Annotated in this window: 17 protein-coding genes and 1 pseudogene; 9 read left to right on the forward strand and 9 right to left on the reverse strand. The window is 61.1% G+C overall.

Going from position 1 to position 20,987, the window contains the following annotated elements; translation table 11 throughout:
- Together V1283_RS09460 and V1283_RS09465 are read right to left on the reverse strand one after the other, a co-directional pair.
- Nucleotides 1-603, reverse strand: a complete 603-nt coding sequence (locus tag V1283_RS09460) for an ANTAR domain-containing response regulator (RefSeq protein WP_334386164.1) — start codon at nt 601-603, stop codon at nt 1-3.
- On the reverse strand, nt 600-1,775 hold the full coding sequence (locus V1283_RS09465) for a transporter substrate-binding domain-containing protein (RefSeq protein ID WP_334386166.1): 1,176 nt from the start codon (nt 1,773-1,775) through the stop codon (nt 600-602). Before V1283_RS09465 ends, V1283_RS09460 begins: the two co-directional genes overlap by 4 nt.
- Nucleotides 1,776-2,140: 365 nt before the next feature.
- On the opposite strand from V1283_RS09465, the gene V1283_RS09470 reads away from it, so the two are divergent.
- From V1283_RS09470 to V1283_RS09510, 9 genes are all read left to right on the forward strand, one after another.
- Nucleotides 2,141-3,658, forward strand: a complete 1,518-nt coding sequence (locus V1283_RS09470; RefSeq protein WP_334386167.1) for an amidase — start codon at nt 2,141-2,143, stop codon at nt 3,656-3,658.
- Nucleotides 3,659-3,727: 69 nt separating this feature from the next.
- Nucleotides 3,728-4,726 (forward strand): acetamidase/formamidase family protein, encoded by a 999-nt coding sequence (locus tag V1283_RS09475; protein ID WP_334386168.1) that lies wholly within the window; start codon nt 3,728-3,730, stop codon nt 4,724-4,726.
- Nucleotides 4,727-4,755: 29 nt separating this feature from the next.
- Complete coding sequence (locus tag V1283_RS09480) at nt 4,756-5,982, forward strand: urea ABC transporter substrate-binding protein (protein ID WP_334386170.1); 1,227 nt, start codon at nt 4,756-4,758, stop codon at nt 5,980-5,982.
- A gap of 37 nt (nt 5,983-6,019) precedes the next feature.
- Complete coding sequence (locus tag V1283_RS09485; RefSeq protein ID WP_334386171.1) at nt 6,020-6,886, forward strand: branched-chain amino acid ABC transporter permease; 867 nt, start codon at nt 6,020-6,022, stop codon at nt 6,884-6,886.
- A complete protein-coding gene (locus V1283_RS09490; protein WP_334386173.1) occupies nt 6,883-7,956 on the forward strand; it encodes an ABC transporter permease subunit in 1,074 nt (357 codons plus the stop codon). Before V1283_RS09485 ends, V1283_RS09490 begins: the two co-directional genes overlap by 4 nt.
- Complete coding sequence (locus V1283_RS09495; RefSeq protein ID WP_334386174.1) at nt 7,956-8,678, forward strand: ATP-binding cassette domain-containing protein; 723 nt, start codon at nt 7,956-7,958, stop codon at nt 8,676-8,678. The genes V1283_RS09490 and V1283_RS09495 overlap by 1 nt, the downstream gene beginning before the upstream one ends.
- Complete coding sequence (locus V1283_RS09500; RefSeq protein ID WP_334386175.1) at nt 8,675-9,382, forward strand: ABC transporter ATP-binding protein; 708 nt, start codon at nt 8,675-8,677, stop codon at nt 9,380-9,382. Before V1283_RS09495 ends, V1283_RS09500 begins: the two co-directional genes overlap by 4 nt.
- A gap of 38 nt (nt 9,383-9,420) precedes the next feature.
- Nucleotides 9,421-10,935: an amidase gene (locus V1283_RS09505; RefSeq protein ID WP_334386176.1), complete on the forward strand. Its 1,515-nt coding sequence runs from the start codon at nt 9,421-9,423 to the stop codon at nt 10,933-10,935.
- 56 nt (nt 10,936-10,991) lie between these two features.
- Nucleotides 10,992-11,747 (forward strand): SDR family NAD(P)-dependent oxidoreductase, encoded by a 756-nt coding sequence (locus V1283_RS09510; protein WP_334393010.1) that lies wholly within the window; start codon nt 10,992-10,994, stop codon nt 11,745-11,747.
- A gap of 25 nt (nt 11,748-11,772) precedes the next feature.
- On the opposite strand, the gene V1283_RS09515 is transcribed toward V1283_RS09510, so the two are convergent.
- The 7 genes and pseudogenes from V1283_RS09515 to V1283_RS09550 form a co-directional block, all read right to left on the reverse strand.
- Nucleotides 11,773-12,795 carry an LLM class flavin-dependent oxidoreductase gene (locus V1283_RS09515; RefSeq protein WP_334386177.1) on the reverse strand — a complete coding sequence of 341 codons (1,023 nt, stop codon included), beginning with the start codon at nt 12,793-12,795 and terminating at the stop codon, nt 11,773-11,775.
- Nucleotides 12,796-13,040: 245 nt separating this feature from the next.
- Entirely contained in the window at nt 13,041-15,569 is a 2,529-nt protein-coding gene (locus tag V1283_RS09520) for an ATP-binding protein (protein ID WP_334386178.1), read from the reverse strand.
- 596 nt (nt 15,570-16,165) lie between these two features.
- Complete coding sequence (locus V1283_RS09525) at nt 16,166-16,975, reverse strand: GntR family transcriptional regulator (protein ID WP_334386179.1); 810 nt, start codon at nt 16,973-16,975, stop codon at nt 16,166-16,168.
- Nucleotides 16,959-17,462, reverse strand: coding sequence for a MaoC family dehydratase (locus V1283_RS09530; protein ID WP_334386180.1), 504 nt, complete (start codon nt 17,460-17,462; stop codon nt 16,959-16,961). The genes V1283_RS09525 and V1283_RS09530 overlap by 17 nt, the downstream gene beginning before the upstream one ends.
- Nucleotides 17,463-17,466: 4 nt before the next feature.
- Nucleotides 17,467-18,591, reverse strand: a complete 1,125-nt coding sequence (locus tag V1283_RS09535) for a CaiB/BaiF CoA transferase family protein (RefSeq protein ID WP_334386181.1) — start codon at nt 18,589-18,591, stop codon at nt 17,467-17,469.
- A pseudogene (locus V1283_RS09540) lies at nt 18,588-19,758 on the reverse strand (CaiB/BaiF CoA transferase family protein). Before V1283_RS09540 ends, V1283_RS09535 begins: the two are co-directional and overlap by 4 nt.
- A complete protein-coding gene (locus V1283_RS09550) occupies nt 19,755-20,930 on the reverse strand; it encodes an acyl-CoA dehydrogenase family protein (protein WP_334386184.1) in 1,176 nt (391 codons plus the stop codon). Before V1283_RS09550 ends, V1283_RS09540 begins: the two are co-directional and overlap by 4 nt.
- Nucleotides 20,931-20,987 lie beyond the last annotated feature (57 nt).

Consider the following 20,987-nt stretch of genomic DNA (forward strand, 5'->3'; position numbering starts at 1 on the left):
TCAGGCGGTCCGCGGCGTCCGGTTCGGCATTCCGCCGCTGGCAATGATTTCCGCGCTCAGTTGCTCGACCGTCGTGCGGTGCCGCATCGCGGTTTGTCGGATAAGCGTGAAGGCCTCCGGTTCGGACAGGCCATGACCACCCATGATCTGCAACACGGCGGCGAACACGATGCGCCGGGAACGAACACGATCTTCCAGTCTTTCAAGGTGAGCGGCTTCATCAATTCTTCGCTGGGCGGCATCGAACGCCACCACCAGCGCCGTATAAAGTCCGGCCGAGCGCAGCGGCTTGATGAGAAACGATGCTGGCTGCAGGTCGAGCAGCCATTTCAGCCGGCTCGGCGTCTCCGTTCCAATGAGCGCGATGATCGGCACGCCGATCTTCCATGCGACGACGGCATCCGATTTGATGGGAATGCTGTCGGTATCCATCACGATGACATCGATGGTTTCGGCCGCCGGCGGCGCCACGGATGGATCGTGTTCGGTAACCGCCATGCCGAGACGACTGAGTTGGCGGCGCACGATCGAGATGTCGCGATCATCCCTCATCGCCATGAGGGCGCGGCGGCCACGAACGGAGAAGGGCGACGGTTTCGTCATTTCACGACACGCAGGTAGATTGATCGCTTTGTATCATTACTTTTTTCCGCTCGCGCGGCGATCGTTGCCAGATCAAGGTTCGAAAGGTAGGGATCGGGGCGTTCGGGGGCATCTGCTTCCCAGAAGATCTTGAACTGACCGCCATGCACGGAGCGCGCCAGGCGCGGCGTCAGGAAACAATGATTGTTGTCGGGATCCACCCAAACCGGGCCTTGTGGGGAGTCATAGCGATGATTTGCCGCAGCACGACGGACGGCATTGACGTCGACTGAGCCCGCGCGGCGGATGGCGCGAGCCAGCAGCATCACGCATACATAGGTTGATTGACCGTCGACCGAAGGATGGCTGTCGTCGCCATAGCGGGCCTTCCAGCGCGAGACAAAGGCGCGATTTTCGGGTCGCTCGATGCTTTCGAAATACGCGGATGACGTGATGCATCCGACGGATGCGGCTTGGCCGATCAGTTTGAGTTCGGGCTCGCACAGGCTGCAACTCAGAACCGGAATCGTCAGTCCGGAATGCACGGTGGCGGCGTGGAGCAGCCGCATAAAGGCGTAGCTGGATTCGCCGACAAGTGTGTTGAACACGACCGGCGGCTTTCGGTCGACGATCTCCTTGACGATATGGTCCACCGCCGTCTCGCCGAGCTCAAGCAGACGTTCCGCGAGGATGTGACCGCCCGCGCTGGTTACGATCTCACGAAGCACCCGGTTGGTTTCCCAGGTCCAGACATAGTTGGAGCCGACGCAGAATACATCGCTGGAAATGTGATCGAGCATATGCCGCACCAGCGGCACCACCGTGTGATTGGGCGCGGCGCCAACGTAGATGACATTGTCGCTGCTCTCAAACCCCTCATAGCGCGCCGGATGCCAGAGCAATCGCTCGGTGCGTTCGACGATCGGAATGACCTGCTTGCGCGATGCCGATGTGTAGCACCCGACGATGTGATCAATCTGTTCGGTGCGGATGAGATCGTCGCATGCGGTGTGATAGGCCGCGACCACTCCGCCGGGATCGCGCAAGTGCGGGGCAAACGTGAAGTCGAACGCGTCATCCTGGTTGACCTCGTCGACGGCCATCAGCGCGCTCTTCTGCATTTCTCCCGCCATCATGGCGTAAGGTCCCGTTCGGGAAAATACGAGACCGAGAGGAATGGACGGCTTGGTCATCAGCAAGGTCCAGAAAGGAGCAAGGCAAATTTCTTGATCGCGACAATGTCGGCCTGTCGCCCATGGTCGTCAACCAGTTGCGCGTCATTTGTGCTTCCAGCATAAAAAAGGTGCCAGCCTCTGATTGACAAGGCTGTCCGCGCTAAGACACAATCCTGTGTGACTTAAGTTACGCGCAAGGCGAAAGAGTGCGCAGCCAGCCGACGACGTCTGGGTGACGACCTCGAAATTTCGTTCTGCCGCCTGGATCTACACGACAACCGATAGTACGGCATGGATGCCATTCGGGGCCTTTTTGGGCCACGGGTGGCTTTTTTCGTTTGTGCACTCGGTATTCCCCGGAAACGAGAAATAATGAGTGGATCATGGTAGTTCGCCTTCCGACGTTGCAGCAGATCGATCGTCTCGGATCCGATTTCGGCTTGACGCTGACGGCCGACGAAGTTGCCGGCTTTCAGCAGGCGTTCAAGGGACCGCTGGCGTCTTACGGCCGCCTGGAGGAATTGGTGCCGCCTGCCTTGGCGCCCGTCGCGCCGCGTTCGCCGGGATATCGGCCGCCGGCCTCGGAAAACCCTTACGGGGCGTGGTACTGGAAAACGGACATCAAGACCGGCAGCGACGGATTGCTGCAGGGCAAGAAGGTCGCCATCAAGGACAACATCTGCGTGGCGGGCGTTCCCATGATGAACGGCTCTGCATTGCTCGAGGGCTACGTCCCGGAAATGGACGCCACCGTGGTGACACGGATTCTCGATGCCGGGGGTACCATCGCAGGCAAGGCGGCTTGCGAGGATCTCTGTTTCTCGGGGGCGAGCCATACCTGCGCCGGCGGGGTCATACGCAATCCGCATAACCCGGCCCATAGTGCCGGCGGCTCATCCGGCGGGAGCGCCGCGCTGGTCGCTGCCGGCGAGGTGCCGATGGCGTTGGGCGGCGATCAGGGCGGCTCGATCCGCACGCCCTCAAGCTGGTGCGGCGTCTATGGCTTGAAGCCGACCTGGGGCTTGGTACCTACGACCGGATCGATGCCGATCAGCTATTCGGTCGATCATTGCGGCCCGATGTGCGCGTCGGTCGAGGATGTGGCGCGCCTGCTGACCGTCATTGCCGGGCACGACGGTTGGGATACACGAACGATCGCAGCGCGCACCGGCGATTACATGGGCGCCCTCGGCAAGTCGGCCCAGGGATTGCGGATAGGCATCCTGCGGGAAGGATTTGGCCATCCCGAAAGCGATCCCGCGGTTAACGAGAAGGTTCGGAACGCGATTGCGGCGCTGGGCAAGGCCGGCGTCGAAGCTGAGGAAGTGTCGGTGCCCTGGCATCTCGACGGACCGCATGTCTGGAGCGGCATTATCCTTGAGGGCGCGGCCGAGATGATGCTGAAGGGATATGGCGTCGGCAACAACATCCACGGCTATTATCCGCTATCGATGCAGGAAGCGTTCGCGCGCGGCATGGGAACGCGGATCAACGACGTCTCGCCGACCGTGAAGCTGGTGCTGATGCTCGGCGAGTATATGCACCGCCATTATCACGGCCGCTATCATTCGAAGGCGCAAAATCTGCGCGGGCTGCTGCGCCGCGCCTATGACGAGGCGCTGGAAAAGTACGACGTGCTGGCAATGCCGACGATCCCCTTTACGGCAACGCCGATACCGCCGCCCGACGCGCCGCTTAACGTCGCCATCGATACTGCGCTGAATATGCAAGCGAATACCTGCTCGTTCGACGTTTCCGGACACCCTGCCTTTACCGTGCCATGCGGCCGCATTAACGGTTTGCCGGTCGGCCTGATGCTGGTTGGACGGCACTTCGAGGAGGCCACGTTGATACGGCTGGCGGCTGCAATCGAAGCCGGCGGCGACTGGAAGCTGAACTAGGACGGGACAAGGCAACTATCCAATGTCGGCGCGCGATTTGCATCGCCGCCATGCTCCGAGGATGTCGCGATGACCAACGATCCCTGGCTCAAAACATCGATCATGACCAAGCGCGGCCTTGTCAAAGGACAGGCGGGCAAGCGCCACGAACTTTCGATCGCAAGGCAAGGCGCCTTCCATTACGTCTACGGGCCTTACGCCAAACCCGTGCTGACGATCGATCCCGGCGACGTCGTCATGGTCGAGACCGAGGATGCGTTCGGCGGTGTCATCACCAGCGAAAAGGACAGCCCGACCGCGAAACTGAAGTTTCCCTTTCTTAATCCGCAATGCGGCCCGATCGCCGTCAACGGCATCGAGAAGGGCGATTGTCTCGCCGTGCACATTCAGGCCGTGGAGACGCGGGGCGATCAGCCCGCGGGCAAGACCTGCATCATTCCCGAGTTCGGCGGCCTGGTTGGTACCGCCTCGACGGCGCTGCTCAATCCGCCCTTGCCGGAGCGGGTGAGAACCATGCACGTCGACAAGGATGGCGTGCGCTGGAGCGACAAGATCACGCTGCCTTACGAGCCGTTCATCGGAACGATCGGGGTTTCGCCGGAGATCGAGGCCATCTCCTCGCTGCAGCCGGACTACCATGGCGGCAACATGGATTTGCCGGATGTCGCTCCTGGCGCCATCCTCTACTTCCCGGTGCATGTCAAAGGCGGGTTTCTCTATGTCGGAGATTGCCATGCCACCCAGGGCGATGGCGAGTTGTCGGGCGTTGCGATCGAACAGCGCGCCACCGTCACGTTCCAGATCGACGTCATCAAGGGCTGGAGCTTTGCCTGGCCGCGGCTTGAGACGGAAAAATTCTTGATGACGATCGGCAGCGCCCGTCCGCTGGAAGACGCGGCGCGCATCGCCTATCGCGAACTGGTGCGCTGGATGGCAGGCGAATACGGCTTCGACGAAATCGACGCCTACATGCTGCTCAGCCAGGCCGGCCGGATCCGGCTCGGTAACATGGTCGACCCGAAATACACGATGGGCGCGTCTATTCTGAAAAAGTATCTGGTCGCATGATTTTTAGCCAATAGAGGAGGAGTACTGCAATGAAAGTAGATCGCAGAAGGTTTCTACAGGGCACGGCCGCCGCCGCTGCTGCCGGCGCGTTTTCTTCTCCGGCCTGGGCGGCCGACGATCCGATCGGGGTAGCAAGCGTGCACGACCTCTCGGGCGGCCTCGATATCTACGGCAAGCCGATGGTTGACGCGCTGACACTGGCCGTTGAGGAGGCCAATGCGGCCGGCGGCCTGCTTGGACGCCAGATCAAATTGATCAATTACGATACGCAGTCGAACATGCAGCTTTATACGCAGTTCGCGCAGCAAGCCGCGCTGAAGGACAAGGTCGCCGTCGTGCATGGCGGCATCACCTCTGCCTCGCGCGAAGTGATACGGCCGGTGCTCGACCGTTTCAAGACGCTTTATTTTTACAACACCCAATATGAAGGCGGGGTCTGCGACCGCAACCAGTTCGATACCGGCGTTACGCCGGCGCAGACCGTGGAAAAGCTCGTGCCCTACGCCATGAAGAAGTGGGGCAAGAAGGTTTATGTCATCGCGGCCGATTACAACTATGGCCAGATCACCTCGCAATGGGTGAAGAAATATGTCACCGAAAATGGCGGCGAAGTGCCGTCGATCGACTTCTTCCCGCTCGACGTGACCAATTTCGGCCCGACCATTTCAAAGATCCAGGCGGCGAAACCTGATTTCGTGTGGTCGGCGTTGGTCGGCGGCGCGCACATCTCATTCTATCGCCAGTGGGCGGCGGCTGGCATGCGCAAGAGCATTCCGATGGCGTCGACCACGTTCGCCGTCGGCAACGAACACATTGTGCTGTCGCCCGATGAGTGCAACGGCATGTTGATCTGCTACAATTACTTCCAGGATCTGAAGAATCCGGTCAACGCGGCCTTCGTTACGGCGTTCCAGAAGCGTTTCGGCGCTGACTATCCGAATATTACCGAGCTTGCGATGGGAACCTATCAGGGGTTCCGGCTGTGGGCCGAGGCGGTCAAGAAGGCCGGGAGTGTCGACCGGTTGAAGGTCATCGAGGCGCTCGAGACCGGAATCAGCATCGATGCACCCTCGGGCAAGGTCACGATCGATCCTCCGACCCATCATTGCGTGCTCGACGTTCACATCGCCGAGGTCAATGACAAGAAGCTCAAGGTGCTGGAGGATTTCGCGCAGCAAAAGCCAGCCGACACCGCTGCGGTGTGCGATCTGATCAAGAACCCGACCGACAACCAGCAATATGTGATCAAGATCTGAGGCTGGTTGGCCTCAAGCTTGATTGGGAATGGTGAACGTGGATCTCGTTATACTCCTGGCGATCCAAGTACTCTATGCGATAGCCAGCCTGGCGCTGATCAGCGTCGGGCTGGCGATTATCTTCGGCATGATGCGGGTCATCAACCTCGCGCATGGCGAGTTTCTGATGCTCGGCGGCTATGCGGCGATCGTTGCTACCAGCTACGGCGTCAGCATCTGGATTTCGATGCTGGTGGTGGCGCCCGTTGTGGTCGGCATCATCGGCATCATCGTCGAGCGGACGATTATCCGGTTTCTCTACGGCCGCATGATCGACACGATGCTGGCGACCTGGGGCCTCAGCCTGTTTCTGGTGGGACTGACGACGGCGATCTTCGGCAACACCACCGTCGGCATCTCGGCGCCGCTCGGCAGCTTTCAGATCGGCGCCTATCGCACCAGCGGATACACACTTTTCGTCATTGCCGTGGCCGTTGTCGTGATGTTTGGCATCTTCGTCGTACTGCGCGGAACACGCCTTGGCCTGATTGCTCGCGGGACCATGCAAAACGCCAATATGGCGGCGGCGCTTGGCGTCAATCCGCCGCGTGTCTATGCTGTCACGTTCGGGATCGGCGCGGCCTTGTCGGGATTGGCCGGTGCGGTGTTGGCGCCAGTCTCCGGTGTCTTTCCGACCATCGGCGTCGCCTATGTCGCCAAATCCTTCATCACCGTGATCGGCGGGGGCGCCGCGATTCTTAGCGGAACGGTTTCCGCATCCACATTGTTTGGTACTATCAATCAACTCGCGACCTTCGCCACGACGCCGGTGTTCGGCGAAGTGGCGTTGCTGGCAGCCGCGATCGTGCTGATCCGGCTGTTGCCGCAGGGCATTACCGGCCGCTTCTTCCGGAGAGGCCTGTGAACGACCGCACCCTCAATCACCTCGGTCTTGCGCTGGTCGGCATTGTCGGCGTCGCCTTTCTGGTCCTGACGCCGCGTCTTGCCGAACTCGATGTCGTGCTCGAACTCACGATCTACATGATCATGGCGATCCTGGCGCTCAGCCTCGCATTGATCTGGGGCTATGGCGGCATTCTCTGTTTCGGCCAGTCGGCCTTCTTCGGACTCGGCGCCTACACCTATGCGATCGCGATGTTCAATATCGGCGAGAGCACGATACCGCTATTGCTGGCGGTCGCGCTGCCGGCGGTGTTTGCCGCGTTGCTTGGATATTTCATGTTCTATGGGCGCATCAGCGATGTCTATCTCGGCGTCATCACGCTGACGGTGACGCTGATCCTGTTCAATTCGGTGAATTCCACCGCGGGTCCGGAATTCCGCATCGGCGCGGCGCGACTCGGCGGTTTCAACGGCATCCCCGGAATTCCGCCGTTGAATATTCCCGGCAACAAGGCCTGGGTAGTCGACCTCGAAGGCATGTTCTATCTCGCGACAGGGGCGCTGCTTGCAACCTATTTCGGATTGCGGTGGCTGCTGGCAAGCCGGTTCGGCCGGATCATTGTCGGCATCCGCGAAAACGAGCGGCGCGCTGAGTTGCTGGGGTACGATCCCCGGGCCTACAAGCTTGCGACCTTTACCATCGGCGGAGCGCTCGCCGGCTTTGCCGGTTGCCTGTTCGCCAACTGGGGCGCGTTCGTGAGTCCGACCATCTTCGGACTGGCGCAGTCCGCGCAGATCATCATTTGGGTGATCGTCGGCGGTCGCGGCACGCTGATCGGCCCGATCGTCGGCTGCGTCGGCATTCAATGGCTCACGACCGCGTTGGGCGCGAACCAGCCGAGCGGTTCGAACTGGTGGACCAAGCTGTTGGCCAACGCACCGTTCATCTTTGGAATAATCCTGATCGCGTTTGTCCTGCTGGTGCCGAAAGGGCTGGTGCCGACGCTCGGAGATTGGGGGCAGGCATTGTTGCGGATACGCACCAGGCGTCCGGCAGGGGGCCTGAAGCCGAAGCAGGCGGAGGAGGCATGATGGCCGCGCCGCTCCTGGAAACCCGCGATCTCAGCATGCATTTCGGCGGCGTGAAGGCGGTACGCAACGTCAACTTCACGCTCGCCGAAGGCGAACTGCGTTGTCTGATTGGCCCCAATGGCGCGGGAAAGAGCACGTTCTTCAAGATGCTCACTGGCCAGCTTGAGCCGAGCGAGGGCGAGGTACGCTTCCGCGGACAGGACATCTCCCATGCCCACGCCCATCAGATCGCGCGTCTCGGCATCGGCATCAAGACCCAGGTGCCGAACGTTTTCGACGGTCTCTCCGTGCGCGAAAATATCTGGCTCTCGGCAAACCGCATCCATTCCGGGGCGCATGCCGATCGCGTGGTCGACGAAATGCTCGAGCGTATCGGGTTGACGGGCGTCGCCGGGCGGCTGGTCGGCCAGCTCGCCCACGGCCAGCGGCAATGGGTCGAGCTTGGCATCGTGCTGTCGACCGATCCTGAACTGATCCTGCTGGACGAACCCGCTGCCGGCATGACGCATGACGAGGTCCACAAGACCGCCGAACTCGTGCGCGAGATCAATCGCAGCAAGGCACTCATCGTCGTCGAGCACGACATGCAGTTCATCCGCATGATCGCCAAGCAGGTGACGGTGTTCAATCAGGGCAGTGTGCTGGTGGAGGATGCGGTGGAGAATATCCTGCGCAACCCCCTGGTGCGCGACATCTATCTTGGCAAACAGGCGGCGGCATGATGCTCGATGTACGGGGCTTGCGAACAGGCTACGGCCGCATTCCGATCCTCAACGGGGTCAGCTTCGCCGTCAACGAGGGCGAGTTCATCGGGATCCTCGGACATAACGGCATGGGGAAGACGACGCTGCTCAAGGCGTTGATGGGGTTCTTGCCGGCGACCGGCGGACGCGTACAGTTCTCCGGCGACGACATCACGGCACTCGAACCGCATCGCCGCGCGCGATTGGGGCTCGGTTATGTGCCGCAGGGCCGCGAAATCTTTCCGGCGCTCACGGTTCACGACAATCTGCGCATGGGGTGCAGCAAGCAAGGCAGTGATGAACTCGAAACGATCGCCGAGGTGCTGGAGCAATTTCCCCGCCTCAAGCCGTTGCTCGAGCGTCTCGGTGGGGCGCTTTCGGGCGGTGAGCAGCAACTGTTGGCGATGGCGCGCTGCCTCTGCGGCAAACCGCGGCTTGTGCTGCTCGACGAGCCGACCGAGGGCATCCAGCCCTCGATCATCGACGAGATCGTCGAGACCTTGCAGCGGCTGCGCGCGAGCAGCGGGCTGACCATGATCCTGGTCGAGCAGAATCTCGACTTCATCGCCGCGCTCTCGCAGCGGATTCTCATCATTCAAAAAGGCGCCATTACCCGGGAAGTACAGCCGGGCGAGCTCGGCGATCCAAGTCTTGTCGGAGAGTTTATCGGAATTACCACCTAGCCCGATCCAGCGGGCAGTGAGCACAGGGAGAATATGCCATGGCCGTCAGAAGACCCACTCTCGATCAATTGCGTAGCGTCGCCGAAGGTCTCGGAATGCGTATGGGCGATGAAGAGCTGAAGTCCTACGACGCGCTGATGCAGGCGAATTACGCGGCCTATGAGGCGGTGGACGCCATGCCGGACTACATTCCGGAGGTGAAGTATCCGCGCACGCCGGGCTATCATCCGGTCGGCGAAGAGAACAAATACAACGCCTGGTACGTCAAGACGACGATCAAGGGGGCGGCCAGCGGCAAGCTCGCCGGCAAGACGATCGCGCTGAAGGACAATATCTGTCTCGCCGGCGTGCCGATGATGAACGGGGCGTCGACGCTCGAAGGCTATATTCCCAACATGGATGCGACGATCGTGACCCGCATCCTCGATGCCGGCGGCACCATCGCGGGCAAGGTCCACTGTGAATATTTCTGCTTCTCCGGCGGCAGCCACACCGGCGCCAAGGGGCCGGTGCATAACCCCTACAAGATGGGGTACTCGGCCGGCGGGTCGTCTTCAGGCAGCGGCGTGGTGGTCGCAACCGGCGAGGTCGACATGGCGATCGGCGGCGATCAGGGCGGCTCGATCCGCATGCCCGGTTCGTTTTGCGGTCTCTACGGTATGAAGGGAACGCACGGTCTTGTTCCCTATACCGGCATCATGCCGATCGAGATCACGCTCGACCATACCGGGCCGATGACCCGCACCGTTCACGATAACGCATTGCTGCTCGAAGTGCTCGCCGGCGCCGATGGTCTCGACCCCCGGCAATATGCGCCGAAGACAGCCAATTACACGGAGGCGATGGCGGGTGGCGTCAAAGGTCTGCGCATCGGCATCGTCAAGGAAGGTTTTGGGCTGCCCAATTCCGAGCGCGACGTCGATGCCAAGGTCATGGCCGGAGCCGAATTGTTCAGGAAACTCGGCGCTGCCGTCGAGGAAATCTCGGTACCGATGCATCTGGTCGGTCCGGCCATATGGCTCCCGATCGCAGCGGAAGGTGCGACGGAGTTCATGATGAAGGGCAATGGCATGGGTACCAACTGGCGTGGACTCTACAATGTCGGTCTTCTCGACGCGCATTCATCCTGGCGTCATCGCGCCGACGAGCTGTCCGATAGCCTCAAGATCACGATGCTGCTCGGAGAATATTTCACCAAGCACTATCGCGGACACTTCTACGCCAAGGCGCAAAATCTGAGCCGCAAGCTGAGGGCCGCTTACGATCAAGCGCTGGCTAAATATGATTTGCTATTGATGCCGACCCTGCCGGTGAAGGCAACGCCCATTCCGCCGCCGGACGCGCCGCGCGAACTCTATATTCAGCGAGCGTTCGAGATGGTGCCGAATACGGCGCCGTTCGACGCAACCGGACATCCCGCCATGACCGTTCCTTGCGGCATGAGCGAGGGATTGCCGATCGGGCTGATGCTGATCGGCAAGCATTTTGACGAGGCGACGATTTACCGGGCCGCCGCGGCGTTCGAAGGTGCGGGTGACTGGAAGAAGATGTGAATTGATCGCGGGCGGCCTGCCTCGTGCAGGCCGCCCACCAAAAACGGGAGGCGACGATGGATCTCGGATTAAAAGGCAAAAGCGCGCTGGTAACCGGGGGAAGCAAGGGCATTGGCCTTGCAATCGCCGAACTATTCGCGGCCGAAGGGGCCAACGTGGCCATATGCGCACGCAATGCCGAGGAGGTCGGCAAGGTGGTGAAGGCGCTGGCAGGGAAGGGCGTCAAGTCGTGGGGCAAGGCGATCGATGTTGCCGACCCGGCCGCGCTGAAACAATGGGTGGACGGCGCTGCCGGCGAACTCGGCGGTATCGACACCATCGTCTGCAACGTCAGCGCGCTGGCAGTCGGCGATACCGCCGAGACCTGGGAGAAGTCGTTTCGCACCGACATGATGCATACCGTGAATTCGGTTGCGGCGGCGATGCCGTATCTCGAAAAGTCGGCCTCTGCCTCGGTGGTCATTGTATCGAGTGTTTCGGGTTTCGAGGTCGACTTCGCCGCCGGTTCCTACGGTGCCTTCAAGGCGGCGCTGATCCATTATGCCAAAGGGCTAAGCAACCAGCTCATCGGCAAGGGCATCCGCGTCAATGCAGTGTCGCCCGGCAACACTTACTTTGAAGGCGGCATCTGGCAAAACATCGAACGCGGTATGCCTGATCTCTACAAGACAGCGATGTCGTTGAATCCCACAGGGCGCATGGGAACGGCACAGGAAGTCGCCGCGGGCGTCGTCTTCCTGGCCAGCCCGGTGGCGAGCCGGATCTCCGGCACCAACCTCATTATCGACGGTGCGTTGACCAAGGCTGTTTAGTCGGCGAGGTCGCTTGGCTGCTTCGTCAGCGCCAGCCGAGGGCGGGAGCAACGTGGATCAGAATCGCTTCGATCACATGCGCGTTGTAGGCCACGCCCAACTGGTTGGGGACAGTCAAAAGCAAGGTGTCGGCCTCGGCGATGGCTTCGTCCTTCTTCAGCTGTTCGATGAGGACGTCCGGCTCCGCAGCGTAGCTGCGGCCGAAGATTGCCCGGGTCCGCGGGTCGATGAATCCGATCTGGTCCTCATCCTGGCGCTCGCTGCCGAAATAGGCGCGGTCGCGATCGTCGACCAGAGCGAAGATGCTGCGGCTGACGGAGACCCGCGGCTCTCGCGCATGGCCAGCCTCCTTCCAGGCAGCACGGTAGGTGCGGATCTGCGCGGCCTGCTGTATGTGGAAGGCCTCCCCCGTTTCGTCGTTCTTGAGCGTCGAACTCTGCAGGTTCATCCCGACCTTTGCCGCCCAGACCGCCGTGGCATTCGAGCCGGCACCCCACCAGATCCGCTCGCGCAGGCCTTCGGAATGTGGTTCGAGGCGCAGCAATCCGGGCGGGTTCGGAAACATGGGTTGCGGATTGGGTTGCGCGAAGCCTTCGCCGCGTAAGAGGTCGAGGAAGACCTCCGCATGACGTCGCCCCATGTCGGCGTCGGTCTGGCCGTCGGCCGGCTGATAGCCGAAATATCGCCAGCCATCGATTACCTGCTCGGGCGAGCCCCGGCTGATGCCAAGCTGCAGGCGCCCGCCGGCGATGAGATCGGCGGCACCGGCGTCCTCGGCCATGTAGAGCGGGTTCTCATAGCGCATGTCGATCACGGCCGTGCCGATCTCTATTCGGCTGGTCTTCGCACCGACCGCTGCAAGGAGAGGGAAGGGAGAGGCCAGCTGACGGGCGAAGTGATGGACGCGAAAGTACGCGCCGTCCGCACCGAGCTCTTCGGCAGCAACGGCCAGATCGATGGACTGAAGGAGCGTGTCCGCGCCTGAGCGCGTCTGCGATTGCGACGAGGCCGTCCAATGCCCGAACGAAAGGAACCCGATTTTCTTCATCCCTGCAGCCTAACCATGTCCGGATTCATGCCAGTGCAGCGCTCCTGCCAGATATGGTCCAGCGATCAAACATCAGCATCTCATGCTCCCAAGTAGATCTGGATGATGAGAAGTCAACCCGCACGCGCGGTTCGGCTGGTTTCAATACGAGGCATTATCATGGTTCACATTGGAACGAACGGGACCGGGCGCAGGGTTGTATCAAGGTATTAAAGCCGACAATCCGATGGTGGAGTTGTCGTAGATCATGCCTCGTGCAGGGTCGACCGAACGCGTCGCGCCAGATCTGCCAGGCTGAAGGGCTTGTCGATAATGGAAAACTCGCCCACGGCCTTATTTCGTTGCAGCACTCCGTCCGCGTAGCCCGAGGTGAGCAGGATTTTGATGTCCTTGCGCAGCCGTTTCGCTTCCCGAGCAAGCTCAATGCCATTCATTCCGTTCGGCATTACGATATCGCTGAATAGAAGTTCAAATGGTTGGTCACTCTGGAGCGTTCGAAGCGCCTCTGCGCCATTGTTGGCGCAGGAAACATGATACCCGAAGGTGGACAGCATTGCCGACGTGACGTTCAGGAGGTCCTCGTTATCGTCTACTACAAGGACTCTCTCGGAACCTGTCGGTACGGCTTGTGTCTCGATGGTGTCCTGCTCGGCGTCGGGCTCCTGTGTAGTCGCAGGCAGGTATAGAGCGACCGTAGTGCCTGCTCCTGGTGCACTCTCGACGGCAATATGCCCTCCGGACTGTCGAACAAAGCCGTACACCATGCTGAGGCCGAGTCCGGTACCCTTGCCAACCTCCTTGGTCGTGAAGAAGGGTTCAAACACCCGGTCTCGCACCTCGGGAGGCATCCCGCTGCCATTGTCGGCGACAGAGAGCCGAACGTACGGTCCTGGCGAGCACCCGGCGACGCTTTCCTCCTCCACGATGTTCTGAGTCTCGATCCGGAGCTCACCTCCATCCGCCATGGCGTCGCGCGCATTCAGGGCGAGGTTAAGGAGAGCCGTCTCCAACAGCGCCGGATCGACGTGGCAAAACCACAATTCTTCATCTGTCTGCAGCTTGACTTTGCATCCGTCCCCGACGGCTTGGTGGATAAGTCCCTGGAACTCGGAAATGAGCTGGTTTGCATTGACCAATTTCGGCTTCAGGGCCTGCCGCCGGGAAAAGGCGAGAAGTTGCGCGGTCAGCTTTGCTCCCCGATCAGCGGCGCGTCGCGCGGCCGCGGCGCACCGGCGGACCTTGTTGGTACCCGCTGCAGCCTCGATCAATTCGAGGTTCGCGGAGATCACCATAAGCAGGTTATTGAAGTCGTGCGCGACGCCGCCGGTAAGCTGTCCGACGGACTCCATCTTCTGGCTCTGGTGGAGCTGCTCTTCCATCAGTCGGCGCGCCTCCAGGGCATGCTTGTGTTCGGTGATATCCCGGAGAAAGACGGCGAGCCCCTGGCTCGAGGGGAACGCGGAGATCGTGTACCACGCCTTGGTACGTGGACAGAGCACTTCCAGGAAGGTCGGACGCTGCTCGGATGTTGCCTCGCAAATTTGTTTCAAGGCGTCCATGTCGGCGGCGGCTGGAAAGGCTTCCGTAAGGGGCATGCCGATGATGTCGCGGTCCTGGGCCAGCCGCACCCTGGCTGGTCTGTTGAGATAGCTGACGCGCCAATCCCGATCGATGATGAGCACGCTGTCGGTAGTGCTCTCAAAGATCATCGTGATCCGGGCTGCGGCTTCCTCGGCTTTCTCCTTCGCCTCGGACAATTCGTGCTCACGGTGTTCCAGCGCATTGGCCATGGTGTTGAACGCATCGGCAACCCGTGCGATTTCGGATGTTCCGCGGATGTCTACACGTCGGTCGAATTCACCGAACCGCCACTGATTGGCGGCGTCGACAAGTTGCCCAAGCGGACGGTGGATAAACCGCTGGGCGCCCAATGATGTCAGGACCAGAACCAGCGCGGTGCTCAGTATGATCTGAAGGATACCGCGCTGCGTGCCGCGTTGGATCTCATTGAATGCCCGGGCCTTGTCCAGGCCAAAGCTGACGAGAAGTCCTCCGGAATCATCTTGCAGGGCCGAATGCCCGACGATCCGCTCCACGCCATCGAGATCGACAATGTCGGCAGTGTCCCGACGATCAAGGTTTGAATTTTTGTCAGCGACCGTCTTCCGGCCGACAAAGCGGGCGTTGTCAGGATAGCGGGCGAGGTACGTGCCGTTGCGATCCACAATGGCAAGCGCAGCCCCAGGCTGCACATTCTGCCGGGCGAGGGAGTCGGCGAGCCAATCCAGGCTGAGAGCGGCTATAACGACGCCGCCGAGGCGGGCATCATCGCCGTAGAAAGGCAACGCGAAATGAAGGACGTTACGGCCGGTCTGTCGACCAACCGCGAACACTCCGACTGTAAATTTACCGGTTCTCAGAACATCGGCGAGATAGGGTCTCCCGGCCGCGGTCGAGGGCCTATGATAGTCGGTCGCGTTGCAGAACGAACTGCCGTTTATGTCGACCACGAGAAAGCTGATGAACCCCGGATATCGTTGCTTGATCTTGGCGAGGTAAGCATTGCATCCATCGGCGTTCTTCGCCTTTATCGCTGGAAGCTCCGACAGCGCAATCAGGGCCTGATGAATCCCCTGGACGGTCTGCCGTTGCTCTGCGGCGGCGAGTTCAGCCAGGTTGAGAGCCTGGCTCTGCACTTCAATCTGGCGTGTGCGGCGCAGCTCGAACTCATTGTATGCTTGGATTCCGATCGCAGGCAGCAGCGCGACAGCCACCAGCACAAGTAGCCGTGATAGGAGAGTCACCTCTCATCGTGCTCCAATCCTGGCGTTCGCATGTGGTGGCAATGATGCTGCCTTGGACGCTGTGGCCAGCGCAAAGATGTTGGTGATGTGCCCACCGTTCAATCTGCCCCGAACCGTGATACGCCCGTCGGGCAGGCGCCATGCCGAATTGTTCCGTGTCATGCAAACCTCCGCGCTCCCCCGCCGCAACATCCGAGTGCTGCGCTACGAATCTGTGTCAATCGAGGGAACCTTGGTTACAACCGTAACACGGCTCGCCACTTCCGTAGTCAGCAGCAGGTCCGATGTGTTATCCGATGCCGTGTCTCTCTGCCGAGCATCCGCGAGGACGACCATATACATGCTCTGACGCGGGACGCTGCTTTCGAGATAGCGCGATTGCGCTTGAATTGCATGAAGATCAGCGAGCGTGGAAAACTCGATGAGCCAACTGTGGCGCCTTTCAGCGCTGTATGAGCGCGAGTCATTTGTAGTTGGGGTGTCGGTGGCGTTCTTCGCGAATAAAGACCGGGTGTCCCGCTCGCATATCGAGCGGGTTTTCATAGCGGCAGGCCAGATAGAATGGATTACCCCTTCACGCGGCGCATCGTCATCGAATGACGAAATCGGGCTGCCGGATGGGTATTGATCGCAACCTGCGCGATCTTGCCGGTTGCGAGCTTATAGGTGCGTTGTACTTCGAGCGCCGTGGCCCCGGCCTTGACCTTGAGTCCGCCCGCCAACGCCGGCGAAATCAGCGCCGCGGCAATTTCCTGATGGACCTCGACGATACTTTGGCCGAACAGGTCTTCGATCAGATGGAAGATGGGGCCGGTGTGACGCTGCAGGAGACGTCCCACCGCAGCAAATTCCCTGTTGATGTAAACCTCGGTCCAGCAGACGGGAAATTCGTTACCGTCGGTGTGACGAAGGCCGCGGACCGAAAGCCAGTTCTCGCCGCTCGCGATCCCGGTCCGGGATGAAAGCTTGTCGTCGATCTCGATCATCTCAATTGTGTCGATTGCGAATCGGACGCCGGTCGCAAAGGCGACGAGGTCGTTGATCGACATCACCTCGTGGACGAAGGAGTCGGCCGGACGCGGCGGCACCACGATCGTGCCCGCTCCCTGCCGCGAAGACACCAGATTGTCTTCGCGCAATCGTCTCAACGCCTCGCGCACGGTGTAGCGGCTGACCGAAAATCGCTCGCACAGCTCCTCTTCGGTCGGAAGCTGCGAACCGACCGGATGCACGCCGCCGACGATCTCGTCTTTCAGCGCACGTACGACCTGGAGATAAAGCGGGTCGTCGGATTTTACTTCGGCCGGGGCGCGCGTCTGCGGCCTCGCCTTCGGTGAGTTGGCCTTGCGCGCCCTGGTTTCAGTCTTCGATGCCATGGCCTCTCTTGGCGATCAGCGCCGTCCGCTCAAAGCTCATGAACTGGGTGCCATCTCCCTTCTTGCCGATTGTTCGTACGGTGACAAGGCCTTGCCCCGGCCGCGAAGCCGATTCGCGCTTCGCGAGCACCTCTGATTCGGCGTAGATGGTATCGCCGACGAACACCGGCGCGGTCAGCTTGATGTCGTTCCAGCCGAGATTGCCGATCGCCTTCTGGCTGATGTCGCTCACGCTCATGCCGACCACCATCGACAGCGTCAGGCAGCTATTGACCAGTGGCTGCTTGAACTCGGATCTGGCCGCGTAGACCTTGTCGAAGTGCAGGGGGTGGGTATTCATCGTCAGTAGCGTGAACCAGGTGTTGTCGCTCTCGGTGATGGTACGGCCGGGACGGTGCTCATAGACATCGCCAACAGTGAAGTCGTCATAATAGCGGCCGAAACTTTCGCGATAGCGCTGGGGACCGATCTGGTCGTGGCCTTGCATGTCGTCACTCCGAAGCTGGGGCAATCTTCAAAAACTGGGTGGTATGTTCGCCAAGGGCCGGTTCGTGCAGGTTCGGGCGGGCCGGCTCCTGGCTGAAGCGGATGGGAGGGCTGATATGGCGGCGGTCCAGCCCGTCGCGCTGGATCATCCCGCGGGCAAGCAGGTTCGGGTGCGCAAGTGCTTCGGGGAGCGTGTTGACGCAGCCGTAGCAGACATCGAGCGCCGCAAGGTAGGCGTTCCACTCGGCGAGCGGCTTCTTGCGAAATTCGCCCTTGAGGAAGTCCATGACCGGGTGCTGGTGCGGGCCCGGCCCGCGCAGGCACAATTCGGCGAGGTCCGGGCGGCCAAAGGCGCCGAGCAGGTTATGAATGAATTTCGGCTCTTGACCGGCGAGGACGAGGTAGCGGCCGTCCTGCGTCTCGTAAGAACGGTAGAACGCCGCGCCTCCGGTGGTTCGCTCATGCGCCGGAACCGGTTGACGGTTTTCAGCGAATGCCGGTCCAAGAATATTCAGCATACCGCCGACCATGGCGTCATGCATGCTGATGTCGATGTGGTCGCCGAGCCCGGTCCGCTCGCGCCGCAGTAGCGCCATCAGGACGCCGGACAATCCTTGAAGCCCGGCAAGAACGTCGGCGGCGGGAATGCCAGGCATGGCCGGCTTGCCGTCGTTGCCCAACGTCATGCTGAGCAGCCCGCTTTCGGCTTCGAGCGCGAGATCATGCGCCGGACGGCCGCGCAACTCGCCGTCCTGTCCGAAGGCGCTGATCGAGCAGTAGACGATGCGGGGATTGCGTGCCCGCACGGCCTCATATCCGACGCCGAGCCGGTCGACGGCGCCCGGGCGAAACGATTCCACGAATACGTCGGCGGTCTCGCAAAGTGCGAGAAGGGTGTCGCGCTGGACGTTGTCCTTGAGGTCCAGCACCACGCTTTTCTTGCCCCGATTGAGATTGCGGAAGAAAACCGTGCTCGGTCCATCGGAAAGCCCGATGTGCCGGCCGGGATCGCCTTCGCCGGGCGCCTCGATCTTGATCACCTCGGCGCCGTGATCAGCCATCGCGAGGGTCAGATACGGACCCGGCAGAAACACCGAGAGATCGATGACGCGGATGCCCTCGAGCTTCATGACGAACCTGCCGGTTCGGCGGAACGGGCCTTGCCGACATAGGCCGCATTATCGGCGCCGAATGGCGAGCAGGGCGCCTGGCTGAGACGTTGCCCGTTGATCTTGATCGGGTTCGCCAGTACCCGCATCTCGGGTTTGGCGGGGTGCGCGATGACGTTGATCATTTCGGTGGTCTTGAGGAAGGGATTGTTGAGTGCATGGGCCAGGTCGAGCACCGGCGCGACCGGAAGCACGCCGTTGAACTTGCCGAGCCAGTAGGTCGTTGGTTGTTTGCCCAACTCGCCATCGATGATCTCGGTCAGGGCATCGCGGTTGGTTTGACGTGTCGTCATGGTCGCAAAGCGCGGATCGTTCAGCAGGTCCGGTCTTCCGATCGCGCCGACGAATTCGTTCCAGAACTTGTCGGTCATGCACATGATGAACAGCCAGCCATCGGCGGTCGGGAAGGTCTGGACCGGTGCCACCGAATAATGCGCGCTGCGGCGCTGGCGCATCGAAACGTGGCCTTCATTGAGATACCAGGTGGCGACGTATCCGAGCTGATGCAGCGCGACGTCAAGCAGGCAGGTGTCGACGTCGCAGCCCTTGCCGGATGATCGCGCCTGAATGATCGCGGACAGCAGCCCGACGGCCGCAGTCAATCCGGTGGTCTGATCGATGATCGAAGGGGCGCCGAGGCGGGAAGGCGGCCCATCGGGCTCGCCGGTGAGGTGCATCAGGCCGGATTCCGCCTGCATCAGATAGTCGTAGCCGGGCCATGAGGCGCGTTCGTTGTTCCGGCCGTAGGCCGAAAGATGCACGCATACGATCTTTGCATTGACCGCCGACATCGAGTTGTAGTCGAGACCGAGCTTGGCGGGCAGGTCTCCCCTGAGGTTGTTGAGCAGGGCGTCCGCGGTCGCAGCCAACTCCTTTAGCGCGGCCTTGCCCTCATCGGTGCGCAGGTCGACCGATACGCTCTTCTTGTTGAGGTTGAAGGCCTGATAATATTCGCTGTCGTTGGCCCCCAGCATGAAAGGGGCCGGTCTTGCGCGACGGATCGCCGCCGATCGCGGCATTCTCGACCTTGATGACCTCGGCGCCGAGGTCGGCAAGCAGCATGGTGGCGTAGGGTCCCGCGCCGAACTGCTCCACCGAAACGATGCGCACGCCTTGCAGTGGCTTCATAGTGCGGGATTCCTCTTGATGTGCTGCCTGGAAATGATGATGCGCTGCATTTCGTTGGTCCCTTCGCCGATGCAGGTCAGCGGCGCATCGCGATAAAGGCGCTCGATGTCGTATTCACGGGAGTAGCCGTTGGCGCCGTGGATCCGCATGCCCTCGATGGAATTTTCCAGCGCCGCCTCGCTGGCGAAATATTTCGCCATGCCGGCTTCCATGTCGCAGCGCTCGCCGTTGTCGAAAGCGCGGGCCGCATCCAGCGTCAGCAGACGCGCGGCCCGCGCGCGCGTCGCCATCTCGCCGATCTTGAGCTGGATCGCCTGATGTTCGCAGATCGGCTTGCCGAAAGTCTTGCGGATCTGGGCGTATTCGGTCGCGAGCTTGAGGGCGCCTTCGGCGATGCCGACGCCGCGCGAGGCGACGTTGATGCGTCCGAGTTCGAGCCCGCCGGTGGTCTGGAAGAAGCCCTGGCCCTCGACGCCGCCGATCAGATGGTCGGCAGGCACGCGATAATCCTCAAAGATCAGTTCGGCCGTATCGATCGCCTTGTAACCGAGCTTGGGTAATTTGCGGCCGACCGTGAAGCCTTTCATTTTCGGCGTGATGAACAGGCTCATGCCGTTATAGCGAGGCTTGGCGTCCGGGTCGGTCTTGACCAGCATCGCAAACACCGAGCCCTCGGCACCGTTGGTGATCCAGGTCTTGGTGCCGTTGATGACGTAGTGATCGCCGTCGCGCCGCGCGACCATGCGGATGCCCTGCAGGTCGGTGCCGGCGTCGGGTTCGGTCAGCGCGAGGCCGCCGCGAATTTCGCCGCTGGCAAGCCTGGGCAGCCATCGCGTCTTCTGCTGCGGCGTGCCGAATTTCTGGATGGCGAGCGCCAGCATCAGGTGCGAGTTGATGATCCCGGTGACCGACATCCAGACCGAGGAAATACTCATGATGATCTTGGCGTAAGTGCTCGCCGAAAGCCCGAGCCCGCCATATTCCGGGCTGATGATCGCGCCGAACAGGCCCAGCTCTTTCATCTGCTCAACCACTTCCGTGGGATAGCGGTCGGCATGGTCGTATTCGCGGACGATCGGCTTGAGCTCGCGCGTAACCCAACGCTCGATTGCATCGAGCATCTGGATCTCTTCCTCGGTGTCACCTTGCGTGTTGCGGATCGCATCAGCCATCAAGAGACCTCGTAAGGTTGTCCGGACAAATATTGGAATATCCTGAAATCCGTCTAT

Source organism: Bradyrhizobium sp. AZCC 2262, assembly GCF_036924535.1.
In the GTDB taxonomy this organism is placed as follows: Bacteria; Pseudomonadota; Alphaproteobacteria; order Rhizobiales; family Xanthobacteraceae; genus Bradyrhizobium.